This window comes from uncultured Jatrophihabitans sp., from assembly GCF_964252635.1.
Classification (GTDB): domain Bacteria; phylum Actinomycetota; class Actinomycetes; order Mycobacteriales; family Jatrophihabitantaceae; genus Jatrophihabitans.
The window spans coordinates 3,617-22,388 of sequence record NZ_CAXUNP010000017.1 but is presented as its reverse complement, the minus strand read 5'-3'; the positions used below and the strand labels follow the sequence as shown (position 1 = coordinate 22,388).

17 protein-coding genes are annotated in these 18,772 nt (G+C 69.5%); 15 read left to right on the top strand and 2 right to left on the bottom strand.

Going from position 1 to position 18,772, the window contains the following annotated elements; translation table 11 throughout:
• The first annotated feature begins 95 nt into the window (after positions 1-95).
• Positions 96-725: an RNA polymerase sigma factor gene (locus ACFFCA_RS09935; RefSeq protein ID WP_375484272.1), complete on the top strand. Its 630-nt coding sequence runs from the start codon at positions 96-98 to the stop codon at positions 723-725.
• Positions 722-1,180 (top strand): hypothetical protein, encoded by a 459-nt coding sequence (locus tag ACFFCA_RS09930; protein ID WP_375484270.1) that lies wholly within the window; start codon positions 722-724, stop codon positions 1,178-1,180. Before ACFFCA_RS09935 ends, ACFFCA_RS09930 begins: the two co-directional genes overlap by 4 nt.
• A gap of 3 nt (positions 1,181-1,183) precedes the next feature.
• Here the strand turns inward: ACFFCA_RS09930 and ACFFCA_RS09925 are convergent, their stop codons facing one another.
• Positions 1,184-2,518 carry a S8 family serine peptidase gene (locus ACFFCA_RS09925; protein WP_375484269.1) on the bottom strand — a complete coding sequence of 445 codons (1,335 nt, stop codon included), beginning with the start codon at positions 2,516-2,518 and terminating at the stop codon, positions 1,184-1,186.
• Positions 2,519-2,562: 44 nt separating this feature from the next.
• On the opposite strand from ACFFCA_RS09925, the gene ACFFCA_RS09920 reads away from it, so the two are divergent.
• The 3 genes from ACFFCA_RS09920 to rplL all read left to right on the top strand — a co-directional run bounded on the left by ACFFCA_RS09920 (position 2,563) and on the right by rplL (position 6,516).
• Positions 2,563-5,193 (top strand): CHAT domain-containing protein, encoded by a 2,631-nt coding sequence (locus ACFFCA_RS09920; protein ID WP_375484267.1) that lies wholly within the window; start codon positions 2,563-2,565, stop codon positions 5,191-5,193.
• A 226-nt stretch (positions 5,194-5,419) separates the two neighbouring features.
• Entirely contained in the window at positions 5,420-6,064 is a 645-nt protein-coding gene (gene rplJ, locus ACFFCA_RS09915; RefSeq protein ID WP_375484265.1) for a 50S ribosomal protein L10, read from the top strand.
• 65 nt (positions 6,065-6,129) lie between these two features.
• Complete coding sequence (gene rplL, locus ACFFCA_RS09910) at positions 6,130-6,516, top strand: 50S ribosomal protein L7/L12 (RefSeq protein WP_375484263.1); 387 nt, start codon at positions 6,130-6,132, stop codon at positions 6,514-6,516.
• A 144-nt stretch (positions 6,517-6,660) separates the two neighbouring features.
• Here the strand turns inward: rplL and ACFFCA_RS09905 are convergent, their stop codons facing one another.
• Entirely contained in the window at positions 6,661-7,629 is a 969-nt protein-coding gene (locus ACFFCA_RS09905) for an asparaginase (RefSeq protein ID WP_375484262.1), read from the bottom strand.
• A 313-nt stretch (positions 7,630-7,942) separates the two neighbouring features.
• Between ACFFCA_RS09905 and ACFFCA_RS09900 the strand changes: the two genes are divergently transcribed.
• The 10 genes from ACFFCA_RS09900 (at position 7,943) to ACFFCA_RS09855 (ending at position 18,490) form a co-directional block, all read left to right on the top strand.
• Positions 7,943-9,055 (top strand): ABC transporter ATP-binding protein, encoded by a 1,113-nt coding sequence (locus ACFFCA_RS09900; RefSeq protein WP_375484260.1) that lies wholly within the window; start codon positions 7,943-7,945, stop codon positions 9,053-9,055.
• Positions 9,056-9,057: 2 nt separating this feature from the next.
• Positions 9,058-9,831 carry an MlaE family ABC transporter permease gene (locus tag ACFFCA_RS09895; RefSeq protein WP_375484258.1) on the top strand — a complete coding sequence of 258 codons (774 nt, stop codon included), beginning with the start codon at positions 9,058-9,060 and terminating at the stop codon, positions 9,829-9,831.
• Between the two features lies 1 nt (position 9,832).
• On the top strand, positions 9,833-10,675 hold the full coding sequence (locus ACFFCA_RS09890) for an MlaE family ABC transporter permease (protein WP_375484256.1): 843 nt from the start codon (positions 9,833-9,835) through the stop codon (positions 10,673-10,675).
• Position 10,676: 1 nt separating this feature from the next.
• Positions 10,677-11,978, top strand: coding sequence for an MCE family protein (locus ACFFCA_RS09885; protein WP_375484254.1), 1,302 nt, complete (start codon positions 10,677-10,679; stop codon positions 11,976-11,978).
• Entirely contained in the window at positions 11,975-13,024 is a 1,050-nt protein-coding gene (locus ACFFCA_RS09880) for an MCE family protein (protein WP_375484252.1), read from the top strand. The genes ACFFCA_RS09885 and ACFFCA_RS09880 overlap by 4 nt, the downstream gene beginning before the upstream one ends.
• Positions 13,024-14,088 carry an MCE family protein gene (locus tag ACFFCA_RS09875; RefSeq protein ID WP_375484250.1) on the top strand — a complete coding sequence of 355 codons (1,065 nt, stop codon included), beginning with the start codon at positions 13,024-13,026 and terminating at the stop codon, positions 14,086-14,088. Before ACFFCA_RS09880 ends, ACFFCA_RS09875 begins: the two co-directional genes overlap by 1 nt.
• A complete protein-coding gene (locus ACFFCA_RS09870; protein WP_375484248.1) occupies positions 14,085-15,338 on the top strand; it encodes an MCE family protein in 1,254 nt (417 codons plus the stop codon). Before ACFFCA_RS09875 ends, ACFFCA_RS09870 begins: the two co-directional genes overlap by 4 nt.
• Positions 15,335-16,519 (top strand): MCE family protein, encoded by a 1,185-nt coding sequence (locus tag ACFFCA_RS09865; RefSeq protein WP_375484246.1) that lies wholly within the window; start codon positions 15,335-15,337, stop codon positions 16,517-16,519. The genes ACFFCA_RS09870 and ACFFCA_RS09865 overlap by 4 nt, the downstream gene beginning before the upstream one ends.
• Positions 16,520-16,526: 7 nt before the next feature.
• On the top strand, positions 16,527-17,840 hold the full coding sequence (locus ACFFCA_RS09860; protein ID WP_375484244.1) for an MCE family protein: 1,314 nt from the start codon (positions 16,527-16,529) through the stop codon (positions 17,838-17,840).
• A 122-nt stretch (positions 17,841-17,962) separates the two neighbouring features.
• Complete coding sequence (locus tag ACFFCA_RS09855; RefSeq protein WP_375484242.1) at positions 17,963-18,490, top strand: hypothetical protein; 528 nt, start codon at positions 17,963-17,965, stop codon at positions 18,488-18,490.
• Positions 18,491-18,772 lie beyond the last annotated feature (282 nt).

Here is an 18,772-nt window from a genome sequence, read left to right as displayed (position 1 = left end):
TCCGCGTCCGGCGTGACGGCACGCCCCCGCGGCCCGGCATCGCTACATTGGTGCCCGCAGCCGACCCCGGGGCTACGTCGACGGGAGGAGAGCCGGTGACCGACGACGCCTCGGTCGAGGAACTGGTGCAGGCCGCCGTGGACGGCAGCGCCGCAGCGTGGGACGCGATCGTGGACCGCTTCGGCCCGCTCGTGTGGAGCATCTGCCGGCGGTACCGACTGTCCCGCGCCGACGCGGCCGACGTGAGCCAGACCGTCTGGCTGCGGTTGACCGAGCGGCTGGACACCCTGCGCGAACCGGCCGCGCTGCCGGGCTGGATGGCCACGACCACCCGCCGGGAATGCCTGCGCACGATCGCTCGCAAGGACGGCGAGGTCCTGTCGCCGCTGGACATCGACCTCGCGGCCGACAGCGAGCAGACCGATCCGGCGCGGCCGCTGATGGAGGGCGAGCGACACGACGCGCTGCTCGCCGCCCTGGGTGAGCTCCCCGAGCAGGCGCGCCGCCTGCTGTTGCTGCTCATGGCCGACCCGCCGATCCCCTACAAGGCCATCAGCGCGGAACTGGGGATCCCGATCGGCAGCATCGGGCCGACACGGGCCCGCCACCTGCAGAAGCTGCGGCAGTCACCGGCCCTGGCCGGGTTCGTCGCGACGGTGTCGACGGCGGGCGGGTCGAGAGGCACGACGATGTCGGGCGAGACGACGGGAGGCGATCAGCGATGACGTCACGATGGGCCGACGACGAGCTGTTGATGCAGGACCTCACCGACGCCGTCCGCGCAGCCGGCGCGGTTCCCCCGGACGTCGTCGCCGCGGCCAAGGCGGTGTACGCCATGCGCGGCCTCGACGAGGAGCTCGCGCAACTGACCTACGACTCGCGCCACGACGCCGAGCTCGCCGGCGCGCTGCGGTCGGACAAGCTGTCGGTACGCACGCTCGTGTTCGGGCTGGGCGAGCTCAGCCTGGACGTCGACGTGCTGCCCGGGACGCTCGTCGGCCAGGTCGCGCCGGCGCACGCGGGTCAGGTCGTGGTGGAGGCCCGCGACGGGCGCCGCGCCGAGGCCGACGTCGACGACCTCGGCATGTTCAGCGTCGGCTGGGGGATCACCGGCGAGATCCGGATCCGCGTCGCCCTCGACGACCACCCGGCGTTCGTCACCGAGTGGACGCGCATCTGAGGCTCACGGGAACAGCCGCGGTCCGACCCCGGGACGGAACTGCGCCCGTGCGGCCGCCAGCACGGCCTGCGCCGCCTGCCGACCGTTCTCCCCGGTGCGGGACATGCGCGCGGCGACGAGTCCGGCGACGACCGGCGTCGCGAACGAGGTCCCGCTCCACCGCGCGAGCCCGGCCGACGTCCGGCGCCGCTCGTGCGGCGGGTTCACGGTCTCGTAGTCGAGCCGCGCGTACACGTTGACGATGTCCTCGCCCGGCGCGTACGCGTCGACCCACGAGCCGTGGTTGGTGAACCACGAGCGCTGCTGACCGTCGCGCGTCATCGAGCCGACGCCGACGGCCCAGTCGAAGGCCGCCGGCCAGAAGGGCCGGTTCGTCGCGTCGTTGCCGGCGGCCGCGACCAGGACGACGCCGCCCTGCTGGGCGAACCGCTGGCGGTACAGGAGCTGCAGGCCGATCGGCGGGTCGTCGTTGCGGGTGTGCCCACCGGCCGAGAGGCTGACGATGTCGGGGGACCGCGACAGCGCCTGCCGGATCTGGGTGATCATGCTCGTCTCCGCGACGAACCCGGAGGGCCCGATCAGGCGCTCGTTGACGATCTCGGCGCCCGGCGCCACGCACCGGATCACCCCCGAGATGAACGAGCCGTGCGCCGCGTAGGGGTCGGCGAACCCGTCCGCGTTCGGTTGGTGGGTGATGACGTCGTAAGCATCCGCGGGATCGATGTCGTCGGGCGCGCTTCCCGGCACCACGCCGGTCAACCACGGCGCCCAGTCGGCGACGTGGTCGAGCAGCCCGGTGTCCACGACGGACACGAGGACCCCGGTACCGGCGTCGCCGTCACTGGGCGGCGGCCACAGGTGGGCGGCCAGGTCGGACGTCCCCGGGGGCACCGCCTCCAGGGGCTCGGTCGCCGGGCAGTGCACGTACGTCACCTCGAACGCGTGCTCGTGGGACGCGACACCGGGGCCGAGGCGGCGCTCGAGCTCGTCGACGACGCCGGGCGTCGGGTCCGAGTCGTGACCGAAGTCCTGCGCGCCCGGCAGCCGGAACCGGGCCAGCCCGTCGGTGGGACGGTCGAGGGCGACCTCACCGGTGCCCGACCGGTCCGACGTCGCGGCCAGCGGACCGGGCAGGTCGCGCAGCGCCTCGGCGACCCGGGGCACGTCCTCCTCGCGGGTGAGGACCGACCCCGAGACGTAGAAGTAGGCGACGTCCTCGCGGTCGCGCCAGTCCGGCGGCCACGCCCGGATCGGGAAGTCGGCGAGGGCCATCGCGGCCGTGACCTCGGGGACCATCCGGTCGCGTGCTGCGGCTCGGTGCTGCTCAGGCGTCGTCATGGAACGTCCTCCGGCAAGGGCTCTACGACATCTAGGCTTCGAGCGTGGCACAGGTGCGTGCGGTGGGGAATGGTGCGCATCCACCCGCGTCCGAGCTGCCGATCGCCGCGCTGTCCAACCCCCGCGCGACCCTGGCCCTCGCCGACGCCGTGCTGGCCCGTTCCCGCGAACCCGTCGAGCTGTCCTACGCCGGGCAGGCGCGCGGCATCGCCCTGCGGGAGGCCGGTGACGTCCGCGCCGCCCTCCGCCAGCTGCGGCGTGCCCACCGGGACGCGTCGGGCGCGGGCCCGTCGCGCGAGGCCGACGTGGCCGCCACCCTGGCCGTGACGCTGGCGCTCGCCGGACGGGGCGACGAGGGCCTGGCGCGGATGAAATCGGCGCTGCGCCTCGTCCGCGGGGCCGAGGCCGCACGGATCCAGGTGCGCCTGGGCTCGATGCTCGGCGAGCTCGGGATGTTCGCCGAGGCCGGGCACCAGCTGCGCGACGCCGCGCGGGTGCTGCGCCGCGTCGGCGACGACGTCTGGGAGGCGCGGGCCCTGCTCAACCTCGCGATGGCAGCCATCGAGCTCGGTGACACGCGACGGGCCGAGCAGGCGCTGGCGCGGGTTGACGAGCTGCTGGGCGGTGCCCCGACGCTGCGCTACGAGGCCGCGGTGTCGTCCGAGTACCACGGGCTCGCCGCGGTTCTGGAGGGCCGGATCCCGGCCGCGCTGCGCTACTACGACCGTGCGCGGCAGTCCTACGCCGAGGCCGGGACGCAGGCCTGGGAGGTCGCGTCCTCGCAGTCTGCGGCGCTGCTGTCGGTCGGGCTGGTCGAGGACGCGCTGGTCAGCGCCGAGCAGTCGGTAGCCATGCTGCGCGGGCCGAACTCGTCGCGGCTGTACCGGGGTCGGGCCCTGCTGCGCGCGTGCGACGCGGCGCTGGCGTGCGGGCAGGGCGAGCTCGGCGGTCGCTACGCGCGCGAGGCGTTGACGCTGTTCCGGGGGCTGCGCAGCGGCCGCCGCGAGCTGCTGGCGCGGGCGGCGCTCACCCGCGCCCGCTGGCAGGCGGGGGAGCGCTCACCGCGCCTGCTGCGCGACGCGGTGCAGATCGCCGACGAGGCCGGCCGGCTGCACATGCCGGAGGCGGTCGAGGTCAACCTGCTGGTCGGCGAGCTCGCGCTGCACCGGGCCGACCGGCCGACGGCCCGCCGGCACCTCGCCCGGGCCCGCCGCGCGCGCACCGGTCACTCCGACATGTCGCGCGTCGCCGGGTGGCGGGCCACGGCGCTCGCCGCCCAGGACGCCGGGCGCCCCGGGGCGGTGCTGGACGCGTGCGACCACGGTCTGGCCGTCCTCGAGGGCCACCTCGCCACCCTGGGAGCCATCGAGACCCGGGCGACCGCGACGTCGCACGGCCTCCCGCTGGCGTCCCTCGCGGTCGCCACCGCGGTCGGCACCGGTGACCCGGCCCTGATGCTGCGCTGGGTGGAGCGGTGGCGCTCGGCCACCCTGCGGTTGCCGCCGGTCGCGGGTTCCGGCGACACGCATCTGGCCGCCGACCTGGCCCGGCTCCGGCTGCTGCGGATGAGGCTGGCGGACCGGACGGCGCCGCAGCAGCGCAACGACCGTCTCGAGCGCGAGGTGGCACGGCTCGAGAGCTCCGTCCGCGACCGCACCCACCGCGCGTCGGCCACGGGCGCAATCGGCCGGGCCGACGTCGATGCAGCCCTCGAGGTGGCTCTGCAGGCGGCCGGCGGCACGACCCTCGTCGAGATCTTCCTGGCCGGTGACACCGTGCACGTGCTCGTCGCCGACCGCGCCGGCCTACGCCACCACGAGGCCGGTCAGCACGCCGACGCGCTCAGAGCGGTCGAGTTCGCCCGGTTCAGCCTGCGCCGGATGACGAACCGGCGGGTCGCCGCGCGCGCCCGCGAGATCCTCCCGGCGCAGGCGCAGGCCCTCCAGGACGCCGTCCTGGGCGAGGCCGCCGCCGAGCTCGGCGACGGCCCGGTCGTGATCGTCCCGCCCGCCTCGCTGACGTCCGCGCCCTGGGGGGTGCTGCCCGCCCTGCGCGAGCGGACGCTGCACATCGCGGCCTCGGTCGATTCGTGGTCCACGGCCCGCGCGGCCACGCCGCCCGCCGGCGCGCACACGGCGCTGATCGCCGGGCCGGACCTGCCGCAGGCCGTCGCCGAGGTGGACGTCCTGGCCGATATGTACCCGGCGGCCCGCGTCGTCCGGACGGGCTCGGCCGGGGCCGAGCAGGTGCTCGCGACGCTGGAGGGGGCGGCGCTGGCGCACGTCGCCGCCCACGGCAGCTTCCGCAGCGACAACCCGATGTTCTCGGCCCTGCACCTCGACGACGGGCCGCTCACCGTCTACGACCTGCAGACGTTGCGGCGAGCGCCGCACCGTCTCGTCCTGTCCTGCTGCGACAGCGGGACGGTGTCGCCGGCCGGCGCGGACGAGGCGCTCGGGCTGGCCAGCGCGCTGGTTCCCCTCGGCATGGCCGGGATGATCGCCGCCGCCGTGCCGGTGTCGGACCTGGCCGCGGTGCCGTTCGCGCAACGGCTGCACACCGGGCTGCGGGCCGGTGCGAGCACCGCCGAGGCCCTGCGCGACGCGCGGTTGGACGCGGACCAGCCGTTGTCGTACGCGATCGCCCATTCCTTCGTGGCCTACGGCGCCGGCTGATTTGGCCGACGCTCGCCGCGCTGCGTACAGTGGGCGTCAGTTCCACCCGAAGACCGCTGGTTGTCGCGTGCGCACACGTGACCAAAGCTCCGAAGCGTCGGAGCGGCCCGCGCAGGATGGCACCGGATCGGCTTGCCGCCGCCCCGTGCGCCCTGCGCCGGGGCGTTTCTCGTCTCTGAGCCCGCGCCGCACGGCGACCGGCTCGAAGCATGAGAGGAGGCAGTAGATGCCGAGTTCCGAGAAGTTCAGTGCCGTCGACGAGATCACCGAGCACTTCACCAGCTCGTCGGCCGCGGTCGTCACCGAGTACCGCGGGCTCACCGTCAAGCAGATCAGTGACCTGCGCCGTGCCCTGGGCCGCGACACGACCTACGCGGTCGTCAAGAACACCCTGACCAAGCGTGCCGCGACCGACGCCGGGGTTCCGCTCGACCAGTCCCTGCTCGTCGGCCCGACGGCGATCGCATTCGTCAAGGGCGACGCCGTCGAGGCGGCCAAGGGTCTGCGTGACTTCGCGAAGACCAACCCGCTGCTCGTGATCAAGGGCGGCGTGCTCGACGGCAAGGCGCTCGATGCCACCGAGATCGGCAAGATCGCCGACCTCGAGTCGCGTGAGGTCCTGCTCGCCAAGCTGGCCGGTGGCCTCAAGGCCCTCCCGACCCGTGCAGCCGGTCTGTTCCAGGCCCCGCTGTCGCAGATGGCACGCCTGGCCAAGGCCCTGGAAGAGAAGAAGCCCGGCGACGCCGGTACCGCCGAGGCCGCTGTGGCCGAGACCGGTTCCGCCGACGCCGCCGCTGAGGCGGTCGACGCCGAGGCACCCGCTGCGTCGGACGACGCAGCACCCGAAACCCCCGCCGAGCCGGCGGAGTAACCGCGCTCGTTCACGAGCGCATCCATCCACGCCGGCTCATCCGGCACCACAGAAAGGACGCCATCATGGCGAAGCTCAGCACCGACGAGCTGCTCGACTCCTTCAAGGAGATGACCCTCCTGGAGCTCAGCGAGTTCGTGAAGCAGTTCGAGGAGACCTTCGACGTCACCGCTGCCGCGCCCGTCGCGGTCGCGGCTGCCGGCGGCGGCGCCGCCGCTCCGGCCGAGGCCGAGGCGGAGCAGGACGAGTTCGACGTCATCCTCGAGGCTGCCGGCGACAAGAAGATCCAGGTCATCAAGGAGGTGCGCACGCTCACGAGCCTCGGCCTGAAGGAGGCCAAGGACCTCGTCGACGGCGCACCGAAGCCGCTGCTGGAGAAGGTCAACAAGGAGGCCGCCGACAAGGCCAAGGAGGCCCTCGAGGGCGCCGGCGCCACGGTGACCGTCAAGTAAGACCTGTTCACCGGCAACACCGCACTATCCGCCGAGGGCGGTCCGCGCACGTCGCGGGCCGCCCTCGCGGCGTCTGCGGCCAGACGACCGCCGCGGCATCCGTCTCACTCGGCCGAGACGGTGGCGGAACGGCATGTGTCGACGTCAGGCCGAGGCGAGCAGGGCGCGCAGTTGCGGGGCGGCGCGCACGTCGCCGACGGGCCGCCCGCCGCCGAGCACCGGCACCGCGGCCCAGCTACGCACCGCAGGGCCGTCGAACCCCCAGGCCTCGAGCACGGTGGCGAGCAGCGGCCCGAGCGCGCGCGATGCGCCGTCGTCGACCTTGGCCGCGAACGCCCGCCCGTCCGGCAGGGCCGCCGCCCACACGCCCTCGGCGCCGTCCTTGCACACCAGGCCGTCGACCTCGGCCATCAGCTCGCTGACCGGACGGCCGGTGCCGCCGACCAAGTGCGGTTGGGCCCGCATGGCCGCGCACACCCGGCCGGCCGCGGAGTCTGCCGGTGCCCCGGCCAGGGAGGCGAACGCCGTCGCCAATGCGGTCAGCGACACGGCGTGCGCCGGCGCGCCGCAGCCGTCGACGCTGGTCGCGGCAATGGCCGCACCGGTACGGCGCTCGATCTCGGCGGCGATCGCGACCTGCAGCGGGTGGTCGCGCAGCAGGTAGTCGCCCACCGGCCACCCGGCGCCCGCGCAGGTGGCGACCATGGCCGCGTGCTTGCCCGAGCAGTTGTGGCACACGGGTGCCGCGGTTGCGCCCGACCGCAGGTACGCGGCGAGCGCCGCCGGCTCGCTGGGGAGCGCCGGCGGGCACTGGAGATCCGCCTCGACGAGCCCGGCGCCGGCCAGGATGCGCCGCACGCCGCGCAGGTGCACGTCCTCGCCGCTGTGGCTCGCGGCGGCGAGGGCGAGCTCGGCCGGGGCGGGCACGAAACCCGCGGCAGCGAGGGCAGTCGCCTGCAGCGGTTTGAGCGCCGACCGCGCGTAGACCGGCGTGTGGACATCGCCGAGGGTGAGCACGCGCTCCCCATGCAGCACGACGACGCGGCCGCGGTGCCATGACTCCACGACATCGCCACGTGTACTGACGACCAACTGGGCGTCCGGTGCGGTCATCTGTCTCCCTGCGGTCTCGAGCGGCGCGTCGTCGCCTCGATACTGGACCGGCGAGCACACACCGCTGCCGACCAGCCTCGGCTGCGGTGCCGCACAGGCTCCACCTGGGTCCCGGACCAGGCGTTGATGATCTTGATAAATTCGATACCCGCCGTAACCGATCGCGTAAGAACTTTGACGAGCGTCACAGGGAAAAATGTGCGACGCTGGGTCGCGACACTTGCGTTACCGGCGAGTAGACATGCGGTTTCGAACCGGGCAAATGCATCTGTCGTGCGTCGTGACCGGGGTGCACCAAGCGGAGGGCTTGCTCGTGGGAGTTGAAGTCGCAGTCCACGAACTGACGAAGAAGTTCGGGCGCCAGACCATCTGGGGCGACGTCACGCTCACCCTGCCGCCGGGTGAGGTCAGTGCCTTGCTCGGCCCGTCCGGCACCGGCAAGTCGGTGTTCCTGAAATCCCTCATCGGGCTGCTCAAGCCGGACAAGGGTTCCATCTTCATCCGCGACGTCGACATCGCGCACTGCAAGGAAAGCCAGCTCTACGACATTCGCAAGCTGTTCGGTGTGCTGTTCCAGGACGGCGCGCTGTTCGGCTCCATGAGCCTCTACGACAACGTCGCGTTCCCGCTGCGCGAGCACACCAAGAAGAGCGAGAGCGACATCCGTGACATCGTCATGGAGAAGATGGACATGGTCGGCCTGGCCGGGGCCGAGGGCAAGCTGCCGGGCGAGATCTCCGGTGGTATGCGCAAGCGTGCCGGGCTGGCCCGGGCTCTGGTGCTCAACCCGGAGATCATCCTCGTGGACGAGCCCGACTCCGGCCTGGATCCGGTTCGCACGACCTACATCGCCCAGCTGTTCCTCGACATCAACGCGCAGACCGACGCCACGTTCCTCATCGTCACGCACAACATCAACATGGCGCGGTCCGTGCCGGACAACCTGGGCATGCTCTTTCGCCGCGAGCTGGTGATGTTCGGCCCCCGCGAGGTGCTGCTGACCAGCGAGGAGCCGGTCATCAAGCAGTTCCTCAACGGCAACATGAACGGCCCGATCGGCATGAGCGAGGAGAAGGACGCCGCGCAGATGGCCGCCGAGCAGGCCATGTTCGAGCAGGGCATGCGCGACGGCGGCGAGGAAGTCTCCGGCGTCCCGCTGCAGATGACCTGCTCGCCCGGTGTGCCCGAGCGCAAGGCCGTCGCGCGCCGCCGCCAGCGGGTGCTGGACAACATGCACACGCTGCCCGAGCAAGCGCAGGACGCGATCAAGCGGCTGATGGCCGAAGAGGACCGCGAGGCCGAGAAGATGAAGAAGCTGCAGAAGGAACACCAGAACGACAACGCCGACGACAACGACGACAGCGACAACGGACGGGACGGCCAGCAGACCCGCGAGCGGGAGACCGCGGGGTCCGGTAACAGCTGATGGTGTCCTTATCGCCCGTCGGCGGCGTGAAGCAGGCAGGCAGCCTCTTCGCGATGTTCCTGGACGTCGGCCGGTACACGTTCAAGCGGCCCTTCCAGGTACGGGAGTTCATCCAGCAGGCGTGGTTCATCGCCAGCGTGACGATCTTCCCGACGATGATGGTCGCGATCCCGTTCGGCGCGGTCATCGCCCTCGAACTCGGCACGCTCGCCGAGCAGATCGGCGCGCAGTCGTTCACCGGTTCGGCGTCGGTGCTCGCCATCATCCGCGAGGCCAGCCCGATCGTGTGCGCGCTGCTCATCTCCGGTGCCGGCGGCTCGGCCATCTGCGCCGACCTCGGCAGCCGCAAGATCCGCGACGAGATCGACGCGATGGAGGTGCTGGGCATCTCGCCGGTCCAGCGGCTCGTGGTCCCGCGCGTGCTGTCCTGCATGATGATCTCGGTCTTCCTGAACGGCCTGGTGTGTGTCGTCGGCGTCGCCGGCGGTTACTTCTTCAACGTCGTCCTGCAGGGCGGTACGCCCGGTGCCTATCTCGCGAGCTTCTCCGCGCTCGCGCAGCTGCCCGACCTCTACACCGGCGAGATCAAGGCGCTGATCTTCGGCCTGCTCGCCGGCGTCGTCGCCTCCTACAAGGGATTGAACGCCGGTGGCGGCCCCAAGGGCGTGGGTGACGCCGTCAACCAGTCCGTGGTCATCACGTTCATGCTGCTGTTCGCGGTGAACTTCGTGATCACCGCGGTGTACTTCGAAGTCGTACCGGCGAAGGGGTCGTGACATGGCAACCGACCTGATCGCGAACGCGAAGAAGGCTTTCACCGTTCCGCTGGGCGTGCTCGACGACTTCGGCGAGCAGATGTCGTTCTACGGGCGCGCCATCGCGTGGACGCCGCGCACGATCACGCGCTACAAGAAGGAGACGATGCGCCTGCTGTCCGAGGTGGTCTTCGGCAGCGGGTCACTGGCGATCATCGGCGGCACGGTCGGGGTCATCGGCTTCCTGTCGTTCTTCACCGGCACCGAGGTCGGCCTGCAGGGTTACCAGGCGCTGCAGGTGCTCGGCGTCGAGTCCTACTCGGGGTTCATCACCGCGTTCTTCAACACCCGCGAGATCGCGCCGCTGGTCGCCGGCCTTGCACTCTCGGCCACCGTCGGCTGCGGATTCACCGCACAGCTCGGCGCCATGCGCATCAGCGAAGAGGTTGACGCCCTCGAGGTCATGGCGGTGCCCAGCCTGCCCTTCCTCGTCACCACCCGGATGATCGCGGGCTTCATCGCCGTCATCCCGCTCTACGTCATCGGGCTGCTGACGTCCTACCTCGCGTCGTACGCGATCGTCGTCTACTACTACGGCGATTCGGCGGGCACCTACTCGCACTACTTCCACCTGTTCCTGCCGCCCGAGGACGTCATCTGGTCCTTCTTCAAGGTGCTCGTCTTCGCGTTCGTGATCATCCTGACGCACTGCTACTTCGGCTACACGGCCTCCGGCGGACCGGCCGGCGTGGGTGTGGCGGTCGGTCGGGCTGTCCGCCTCGCGATCGTCGCGACGACGATCATCGACTTCTTCCTGTCCTTCGCGATCTGGGGTTCGACGACCAGCGTCAGGTTGGCGGGCTGACATGGCCGGCGAGTCGTTCGGTGCGGTCGTAAAGAGACGTCTGCTCGGCCTGACCTTCATCGTGGTCGTGATCGGGTTGATCTCGCTGTCCATCGCGATCTACAACAAGGCGTTCACCAGCTTCACCGATGTCACGCTGAAGTCCGACTTCACCGGCAACGAGCTGCAGAAGGACTCCGACGTCAAGCTGGACGGGCTCATCGTCGGGTCGGTCGCCACCATCGACTCGTCCGGCAGCGGCGCGATCGTCAAGATGAAACTGGACCCGGACAAGGCGAAGCAGATCCCGGCCGACGTCACGGCCCGGATCCTGCCGAAGACCTTGTTCGGTGAGCAGTACGTCGCGCTGTCGTCGCCGAAGGGCCTGGTCGGGCCCAGCAACCCGGCGATCAAGAACGGCGGCACCATCGCCCAGGACCGTTCCAAGGGCGCGCTCGAGGCGCAGAAGGTGCTCAGCGACTTCTACCCGCTGCTGACCGCCGTGCATCCCGAACAGCTGGACGCGACGCTGACGGCGCTGGCCACGGCGCTGCGCGGGCGGGGCAACGAACTCGGCGAGACGCTCGTCAACTTCGACAAGTACCTCAAGGTGATGAACCCGCACACGAAGCAGCTCGTCGCGGATCTCAAGAGCCTGGGGCAGGTCGCGCTGGAGTACCACAACGTGCTGCCCGACGTGTACTCGACCCTGCAGAACTTCGAGACGGGCGCACGCACCGTCGTTGAGAAGCAGGCGCAACTCTCATCGCTGTTGACCAGCGGCGCGCAGACGTCCGACGTCCTGCGCGGTTTCCTCGCCGAGAACGAGCAGCGCATCATCGCGGTGTCCGACCAGACCAACAAGATCTTCCCGCTCCTGCAGCGGTACTCGCCCGAATTCAGCTGTCTGGCCACCGGCATCAACAATCTGTACAAGGGCGCGGTCAAAGCGATCTACAACCACCAGATCCACCTGTTCATCACGGTGGCCAACCCCAACGACCGCAAGCCCTATACGCAGGGCCAGGAGCCGCGCAATGTCACGGGGTACGGAGCGAACTGCTTCGGCCTGCCCACCCCGCAGAAGCCGTTCCAGATCCCCGGGAAATATCGGTGCCTGAACGACGGCGCGCCGCTGACCAACGACGCGTGTGCCCAGCGCGGTAGCGATGCCGACGACAAGGCGCTCAATTCGAGCGCCGAGAACGCCTACGTCTCGACGCTGATCTCCGGTTCGATGCACACGACCCCGAACAAGGTGCCGGGCGTTGCGACCTACTTGGCGGGTCCGCTCCTGCGCGGTCAGCAGGTGGTGGCCAAGTGAGAGGACTGCTCTCCCCACTGATCAAGCTGGTGGCGTTCCTCGTCGTCACGGCGGTGGCCACCTATGTGCTGGCGGCGACCATCAGCAACACGTCCTACGGCAGCGCGAAGACCTACCACGCCGAGTTCACCGATGTGTCCGGACTTGAGCTCGGTGACGACGTGCGCATCGCGGGTGTGCGGGTCGGCACCGTCGACAACATCGCCCTCGAGCGCGGCAAGCACGGCAAGGACAGCTTCGCCGAGGTGGCGTTCACGGTGCAGGAGTCCTCGGCCTTCGGGCCGTCGAAGACGCTGCCGGCCAACGTCCAGGCGTACCTGCGTTATCGCAACCTCGTCGGTCAGCGGTATCTCGACATCGAGCAGGGTCCGCCCACCACCAAAACGTTGACCAAGACGTTGCCGATCAAGCAGACGCATCCGGCCGTCGACCTCACCACCCTGTTCAACGGATTCCAGCCTTTGACGCAGGGGCTCGCTCCCAATGCCTTGAACCAGCTCTCGTTGGAGATCGTGCAGACGCTGCAGGGCGAGGGCGGCGCTTTCGAACAGCTCCTGTCCAACGTCGCGTCCCTGACCAACGCGTTGGCCGACAAGGACGCCGTCATCGGCGACGTCATCAAGAACCTGTCGGGCGTGCTCGGCGCGATCGCCGGTCGGGACACCGAGCTGAGCGCGTTGATCAGCAATCTCGCGAGCTTCCTGCACGGTCTGGCCAACGACCGAAACACGATCGGCAACGCCATCGACGGCGTCAACGATCTGACCACGTCCACGGCAGGGTTGCTGACGAGGATCCGGCCGCCGCTCGCGGCCGACATCAAGAGCACCACCGGGCTGCTCGCGCTGCTCAACCGCAACACCGGGACCGTCAAGTACGTCCTGCAGCAGTTCGCGCCCACCGTCGGCGCGTTGATCAGGACCGCCAGCTACGGGTCGTGGTTCAACTTCTACATCTGCTCGCTGACCGGCAAGCTGACCCTCGGCACTCAGACCAGTGACGTCAACCTCGCCAACACCGGCGGCGCCGGAAGCCGGTGTAAGTGATGAGCAACGAGACGCAGGCCGACCAGGGCACGCAGAGTTCGGGGACCGAGCCGCTGACCACGCGCAAGTCGCCGCGCATCGGTAAGTCGTTCTCCTCACGCAACCCGCTGCCGATCGGCATCATCGGACTCGTCTTCCTGCTGGTACTGCTGATCGCGGCCTTCAACGCGGCGTCGCTGCCGCTGATCGGAGGCGGCACGTCCTACACCGCCTATTTCACCGATTCGGCGAACCTCAAGCCTGACGACGACGTGCGCATCGCCGGGGTGAAGGCGGGCAAGGTCACCGACGTCACGCTCGACGGCGACAAGGTCAAGGTGCAGTTCGACGTCAAGCAGGGCTGGGTGGGCGACCGCAGCACGATCGACCTGAAGCTGAAAACATTGCTCGGGCAGAAGTACCTGAGCATCAACTCGACCGGTTCGAAGGCGCAGCCGACCGGAGACGCGATCGGCACGAGTCGGACCACGACGCCGTTCGACGTGTACCCGGCGTTCACGAAGCTCACCGACACCGTCCAGGGGCTCAACACGCCGGAGTTGCAGAAGTCGCTGCGCACCCTCGCGTCGGACTTCTCCGGCACGCCCAGCGATGTGCGTCCCGTCGTCACCGGGCTGTCCCGGCTCTCGCAGACCATCTCGTCTCGCGACGCGCAGATCACCACCTTGCTGACAAGTGCCAACACGGTCACGCACACCCTGGCGCAACGTGACCAGCAGGTCGCACAGCTGCTGAAGGACGGCAGCCTGCTGCTGGCGGAGCTGAATTCCCGCCGCGACGCCATCCACTCGCTGCTGCTCAACACCGCGACGGTCAGTGCTCAGCTGCGTGGCCTGGTGAGCGACAACCAGAAGACGATGGGACCACTGCTGAACCAGCTTGACGACGTGCTGAAGACGCTGCAGTCGAATCAGGACAGCCTCGATCGCGGCTTGTCGCTGCTCGGCCCGTTCTACCGGGTCTTCAACAACGTCGTCGGCAACGGCAACTGGTTCGACAACTACATCCAGAACCTCAGCCCCACCGGTGTGCTGGGCCTGGTCGGGATCGGTGAGTCGAAGTGATCGCCACCCTGCGCAAGAACATGTCGCGCGTGATCACCATCGCGGTGGTGCTCGCGGTCGTCGCCGGCGGCATCTGGTACTTCGTCCTGCGCGACGCCGGCCAGAAAACGGCCACCGCCGACTTCTCGGCCGCCGTCGGCATCTACAAGGGCACACCCGTCAAGATCCTCGGTGTGCAGGTCGGGGACGTCACCGCGGTCACGCCGAAGGCCGGGTACGTCGAAGTCAAGATGGAGTACAGCAGTAGTTACAAAGTGCCGGCGAACGGCGGCGCCGTCACCGTCGCCAACTCACTGGTCAGCGACCGGTACGTCCAGCTCGCGCCCGTCTACAAGTCCGGCCCGGTGATGAAATCGGGAGCCGTCATCCCGGTCAAGCGCACTGCGGCACCGGCCGAGCTCGACGAGATCTACTCGGCGCTGAACAAGTTGTCGGTCGCGCTCGGCCCGGCCGGCGTGAACAAGGGCGGCACCAAGCAGCAGGGTGCACTGAGCGCCTTGGTCGACGTCTCGGCGGCCAACCTCAAGGGCAACGGCGCGGCGCTGGGAAACAGCATCCACCAAATGTCTGAGGCCGCGCGCACTCTTTCGGACAACCGTGGCAACCTGTTCGCCACGGTCCGCAACCTGCAGCAGTTCACCACCACGCTGAAGAACAACGACAAGTACGTGCGGGACTTCAACAACCAACTCGCCCAAGCCGCCAGCGACCTCGCAGGTGAACGTGGTGACCTCGGTACCGCATTGCACGACCTCGGTCTCGCCCTCGACGCGGTCAACGGTTTCGTCAAGGACAACGCCGCGAAGTTCCATACCGACTTCAAGGGCCTGGCCTCCATCACGAACACCGTCGTCAAGCAGAAGGCGTCGGTCAACGAGGCGCTCTCGGTAGCGCCCATCGCGCTCGCCAACATCACGCACGCCTACTACCCGACCGCCAACTACGGCGCGCTGGCCACCCGCAGCAACATCGCCTCGCTGAGCAACCTGTCGCTGTCGACGCTCGTGGGTCAGGTGTGCACCACGCTGTCGAAGGTGACCGGCGGTCTGCCCGTTCTCGGCGGCAACGTGTCCAAGACCTGCAGCACCGTTGCCGGTCTCGCACCGAACTCGACCTCGCTGCCCAGCACGACCATGCCGACCGTGCCCGGGTCAGGGAGCGCGCCGACCGTGCCGTCGGTGCCCAGCGGCACGACCGGCGGGTCGGGGTTGCCGATGATCCCGGGTGCCGTCTCGGGGAGCGGATCATGAACGCGCGCAAGCTGTTCCTCGTCCTGCTGGCCGGGTGCCTGATGCTCTCCGGCTGCGGATTCACCGGGTTGTACAGCGCCACCTGGCTGCCCGGCGGCGCGAGCACCGGCGACCACCCGTACACGGTGAACATCCAGTTCAGCGACGTCCTCGACCTCGTGCCGCAGTCGGCGGTCAAGGTCAACGACGTCCCGGTCGGCAAGGTGAACACGGTCAAGCTCACGGCCACGAAGGTGAACGGGCAGCGCAAGTGGGTCGCAGCCGTCACGGTGGTCGTCCGCGGCACCGTGCACCTGCCCGGTAACGCCCGAGCCGACATCGCACAGACCTCGCTGCTCGGCGAGAAGTACGTCTCCCTCTCGCCGCAGCCGGGGGTGGCGCCGAAGGGGAAGCTGGGCAACCACAGCAGCATCCCGCTGTCGCGGACCAGCTCCGCCTACGAGGCCGAGCAAGTACTCGGGGCGCTGTCGCTGCTGCTCAACGACGGCGGTCTGACACAGCTGCAGACCATCGCCCACGAGTTGAACAATGCGCTCGGCACGACGCAACGCCAGCAAGCCACCCGGGATCTGCTGCACCAGCTGACGACATTCACCGGCACGCTGAACGCCGGCCGCAACGACATCACCACGGCGCTGGAGAACATCGACAAGCTCGCGGCCTCGCTGAACAAGAACCAGAAGGTCATCACCGACGCGCTCGACACCTATCCGCAGGCGCTGAGTGTGCTGTCCAAGGACGAGCCGAAACTGGTCACCCTGCTGACGAGCCTGTCCAAGTTCGGCGTCGTAGCCACCCATGTCGTCAACGCGTCGCAGACCCAGCTCACCGCCGCGCTCAAAGCCCTCAACCCGGTGCTGCTCAAGCTGACGGGTGCGGGCAACGACCTGCCCGGCGCGCTGCGCATCGCGGGCACCTTCCCGTTCCCGTTGGGCAACACTCGCCAGTTCGTGCGCGGCGACTACGCCAACATGAACACCATCGTGGACCTGAACCTCAACACCGAGCTGTGCGGGCTGATCAACGTGTGCATCGGCAGCACGAAGGTGCCGACCGTCGGTGGCCTGCAGGCCGGGCGGTCGGCCGGGAGTACTCCGGTCAAGCCGTCGACCACGTCCACTACCAAGAAGAGCACCTCCGCGGAGTCGGTCATGCCGCTCGTGCCCGGAGCGGGGAAGTGACCGGGTCATGCTGAGACGATCCACCAAGATCCAGTTGCTGCTCTTCGTCGTCATCACGCTGCTCGGCGTGTCCTACGTGAGCGCCGAGTACGTCGGGCTGTCCAAGTACGTCACCGGCGACAACGGCTGCACGATCACCGCGGACTTCCCGGATTCGGGCGGCATCTTCTCCAACGCCGAGGTCACCTACCGCGGCGTCACGGTGGGCAAGGTCGGCGCCCTGAAACTGATCAAGAACGGCGTGCGCGTCAACCTGCAACTCGACAACTGCGAGTCGCCGAAGATCCCGGCCAGCAGCAGCGCGACCATTGCCAACCGGTCCGTGGTCGGCGAGCAGTACGTCAACCTGGTGCCGCCCGGCAAGGGCGCCGGGTCCGATGTCCGTGCCGGCTCGAACATCCCGATGAGCCGCAACCACATCCCGCTCGCGACCCAGACCCTGCTGGGCAACCTGGACTCGCTGGTCAAGTCGGTCAATCTCAACAACCTGCGCACGACGGTCACGGAACTCGGTAAGGCGGTGGGCGGCCGCGGACCGGACCTGGGTCGGTTGCTGGACGCCACGAACAGCCTGCTGCAGACCGCGACCCAGTCGCAGAACGAGAACGCCGCCATCGCCCTGATCAATGACTCGGCACCGGTGTTGCAGACCCAATTGGACGAGACCGGCGCGCTGGACAGTTGGACGAAGAACCTGAAGCTGCTGTCCGGCCAGCTCAAGCAGAGCGACCCGGACATCCGGCGGCTGCTCGACAACGGCCCGACCGACCTCAACACCGTGAAGAACTTCGTACAGGCGAACCGCACGGACATCGGGGTCGTGCTCGACAACCTGTCGACCCTGGGCAACATGTTCGTCGCGCACCTGCCCGGGGTCGAAGAGGTGCTCGAGCTCTACCCGGCACTGGCCGCGGGCGGCGCGTCCGTGATCAACCCCGACCAGAACAACCCGGGTCACAACACCGTGCGGCTGGCCGATGTGTTGCAGCTGAGCCAGACCCCGGAGGACTGCGGCGACCCCAAGCAGAACAAGCAGGGCTACAACACTGTGCGGCGCGGCCCGGGTGACTTGTCGCCCATCGCGCCGAACACCGCGGCGCGCTGCACGGCACCCGCCTCGAGCGGCACGAACATCCGCGGCTCGGCACACGTGCCCGGAGGCGACCCGGTGAGCGTGAGCGGTGGCGACCAGTCCTACCCGCGGGTCGTCACGAACAACCTGAAGGTCGGGCAGCCGGTGACGATCGGGACGTCGCTGATCCACCCGGCGCACCTCGGTGACGCGTCCTGGCTGGCACTCGTGACCGACGGGTTGCATTGACGCTCAGCGGCGACCCAGCAGCACGGCCTATCTTCTCGTTGGCCGGCGGTGCGCCCGCGTAGGGTCTGGGCCCATCGAGCACGGCGCACGCGACACGACGATCTCAGGAGACGCACGTAGTCATGGCAACTCGCAGAACGGGCGCAGTCCCGTGGCTCGTCGCGGGCGTCGCCGGAGTTGCTCTCGCGGCTTTGCTACTTATCTACTTCGCCTTCCTGCTGCCGGACAAGAGCAACGCGAGCGACCGTGCCGACCTCACCGCGACCGAGCGGTCCGCGGTCACCGGCGCCCAGATGCGCGCGCTCAACCTGGTGAGCTTCCGAGTGGCGCACTTCGACGCCGACTGGGCGCGGGCGGTTGCCGGGACGACCGGCACCCTGCGCAAGGAGTTGGACACCGCGGCCCAGAAATCCAGCACGCAGAAGATGCTCGCCGCGGCGAAGTCGGACGCCTCCGCGACGATCGACCACGCATCACTCGAGGGGCCGGCCGGCAAGGGCGGGGGCTACGTCGTGCTCGTCTCGCTCGACGGCTTCCACACGAACGCGAAGACCCAGACGGTGCCGACCGATCTCGAGCTCACCGTCGTGCCCAAGGGCAAGACATGGCTGGTATCGGACGTGCAAAGCCTGGACGGGGTGTCCTCATGACCTGCGGCACAGCAGCTGCGCCGAGGTGTGACCGCGAGGCGCGCGATGGCTGACGAACCGCGCCCGACCACGCCGGAGGCCGACGCGCCGACCCGCACCGACGACACCGAGGTCACGTCCGACGGCGCGGGCGCTCGGCGCGCGCCGCGTCCCGGGGTGAACGCGGCCAGTCGCGCGCGCCGGATCGGCGGTCGGCCGCAACGCGCCGCCGCGGACACCGCGGATGGCGATGCGCCGGACAATGCGCCGGCACGCGCCGGGACGACCGTGGCGACCGAGAAG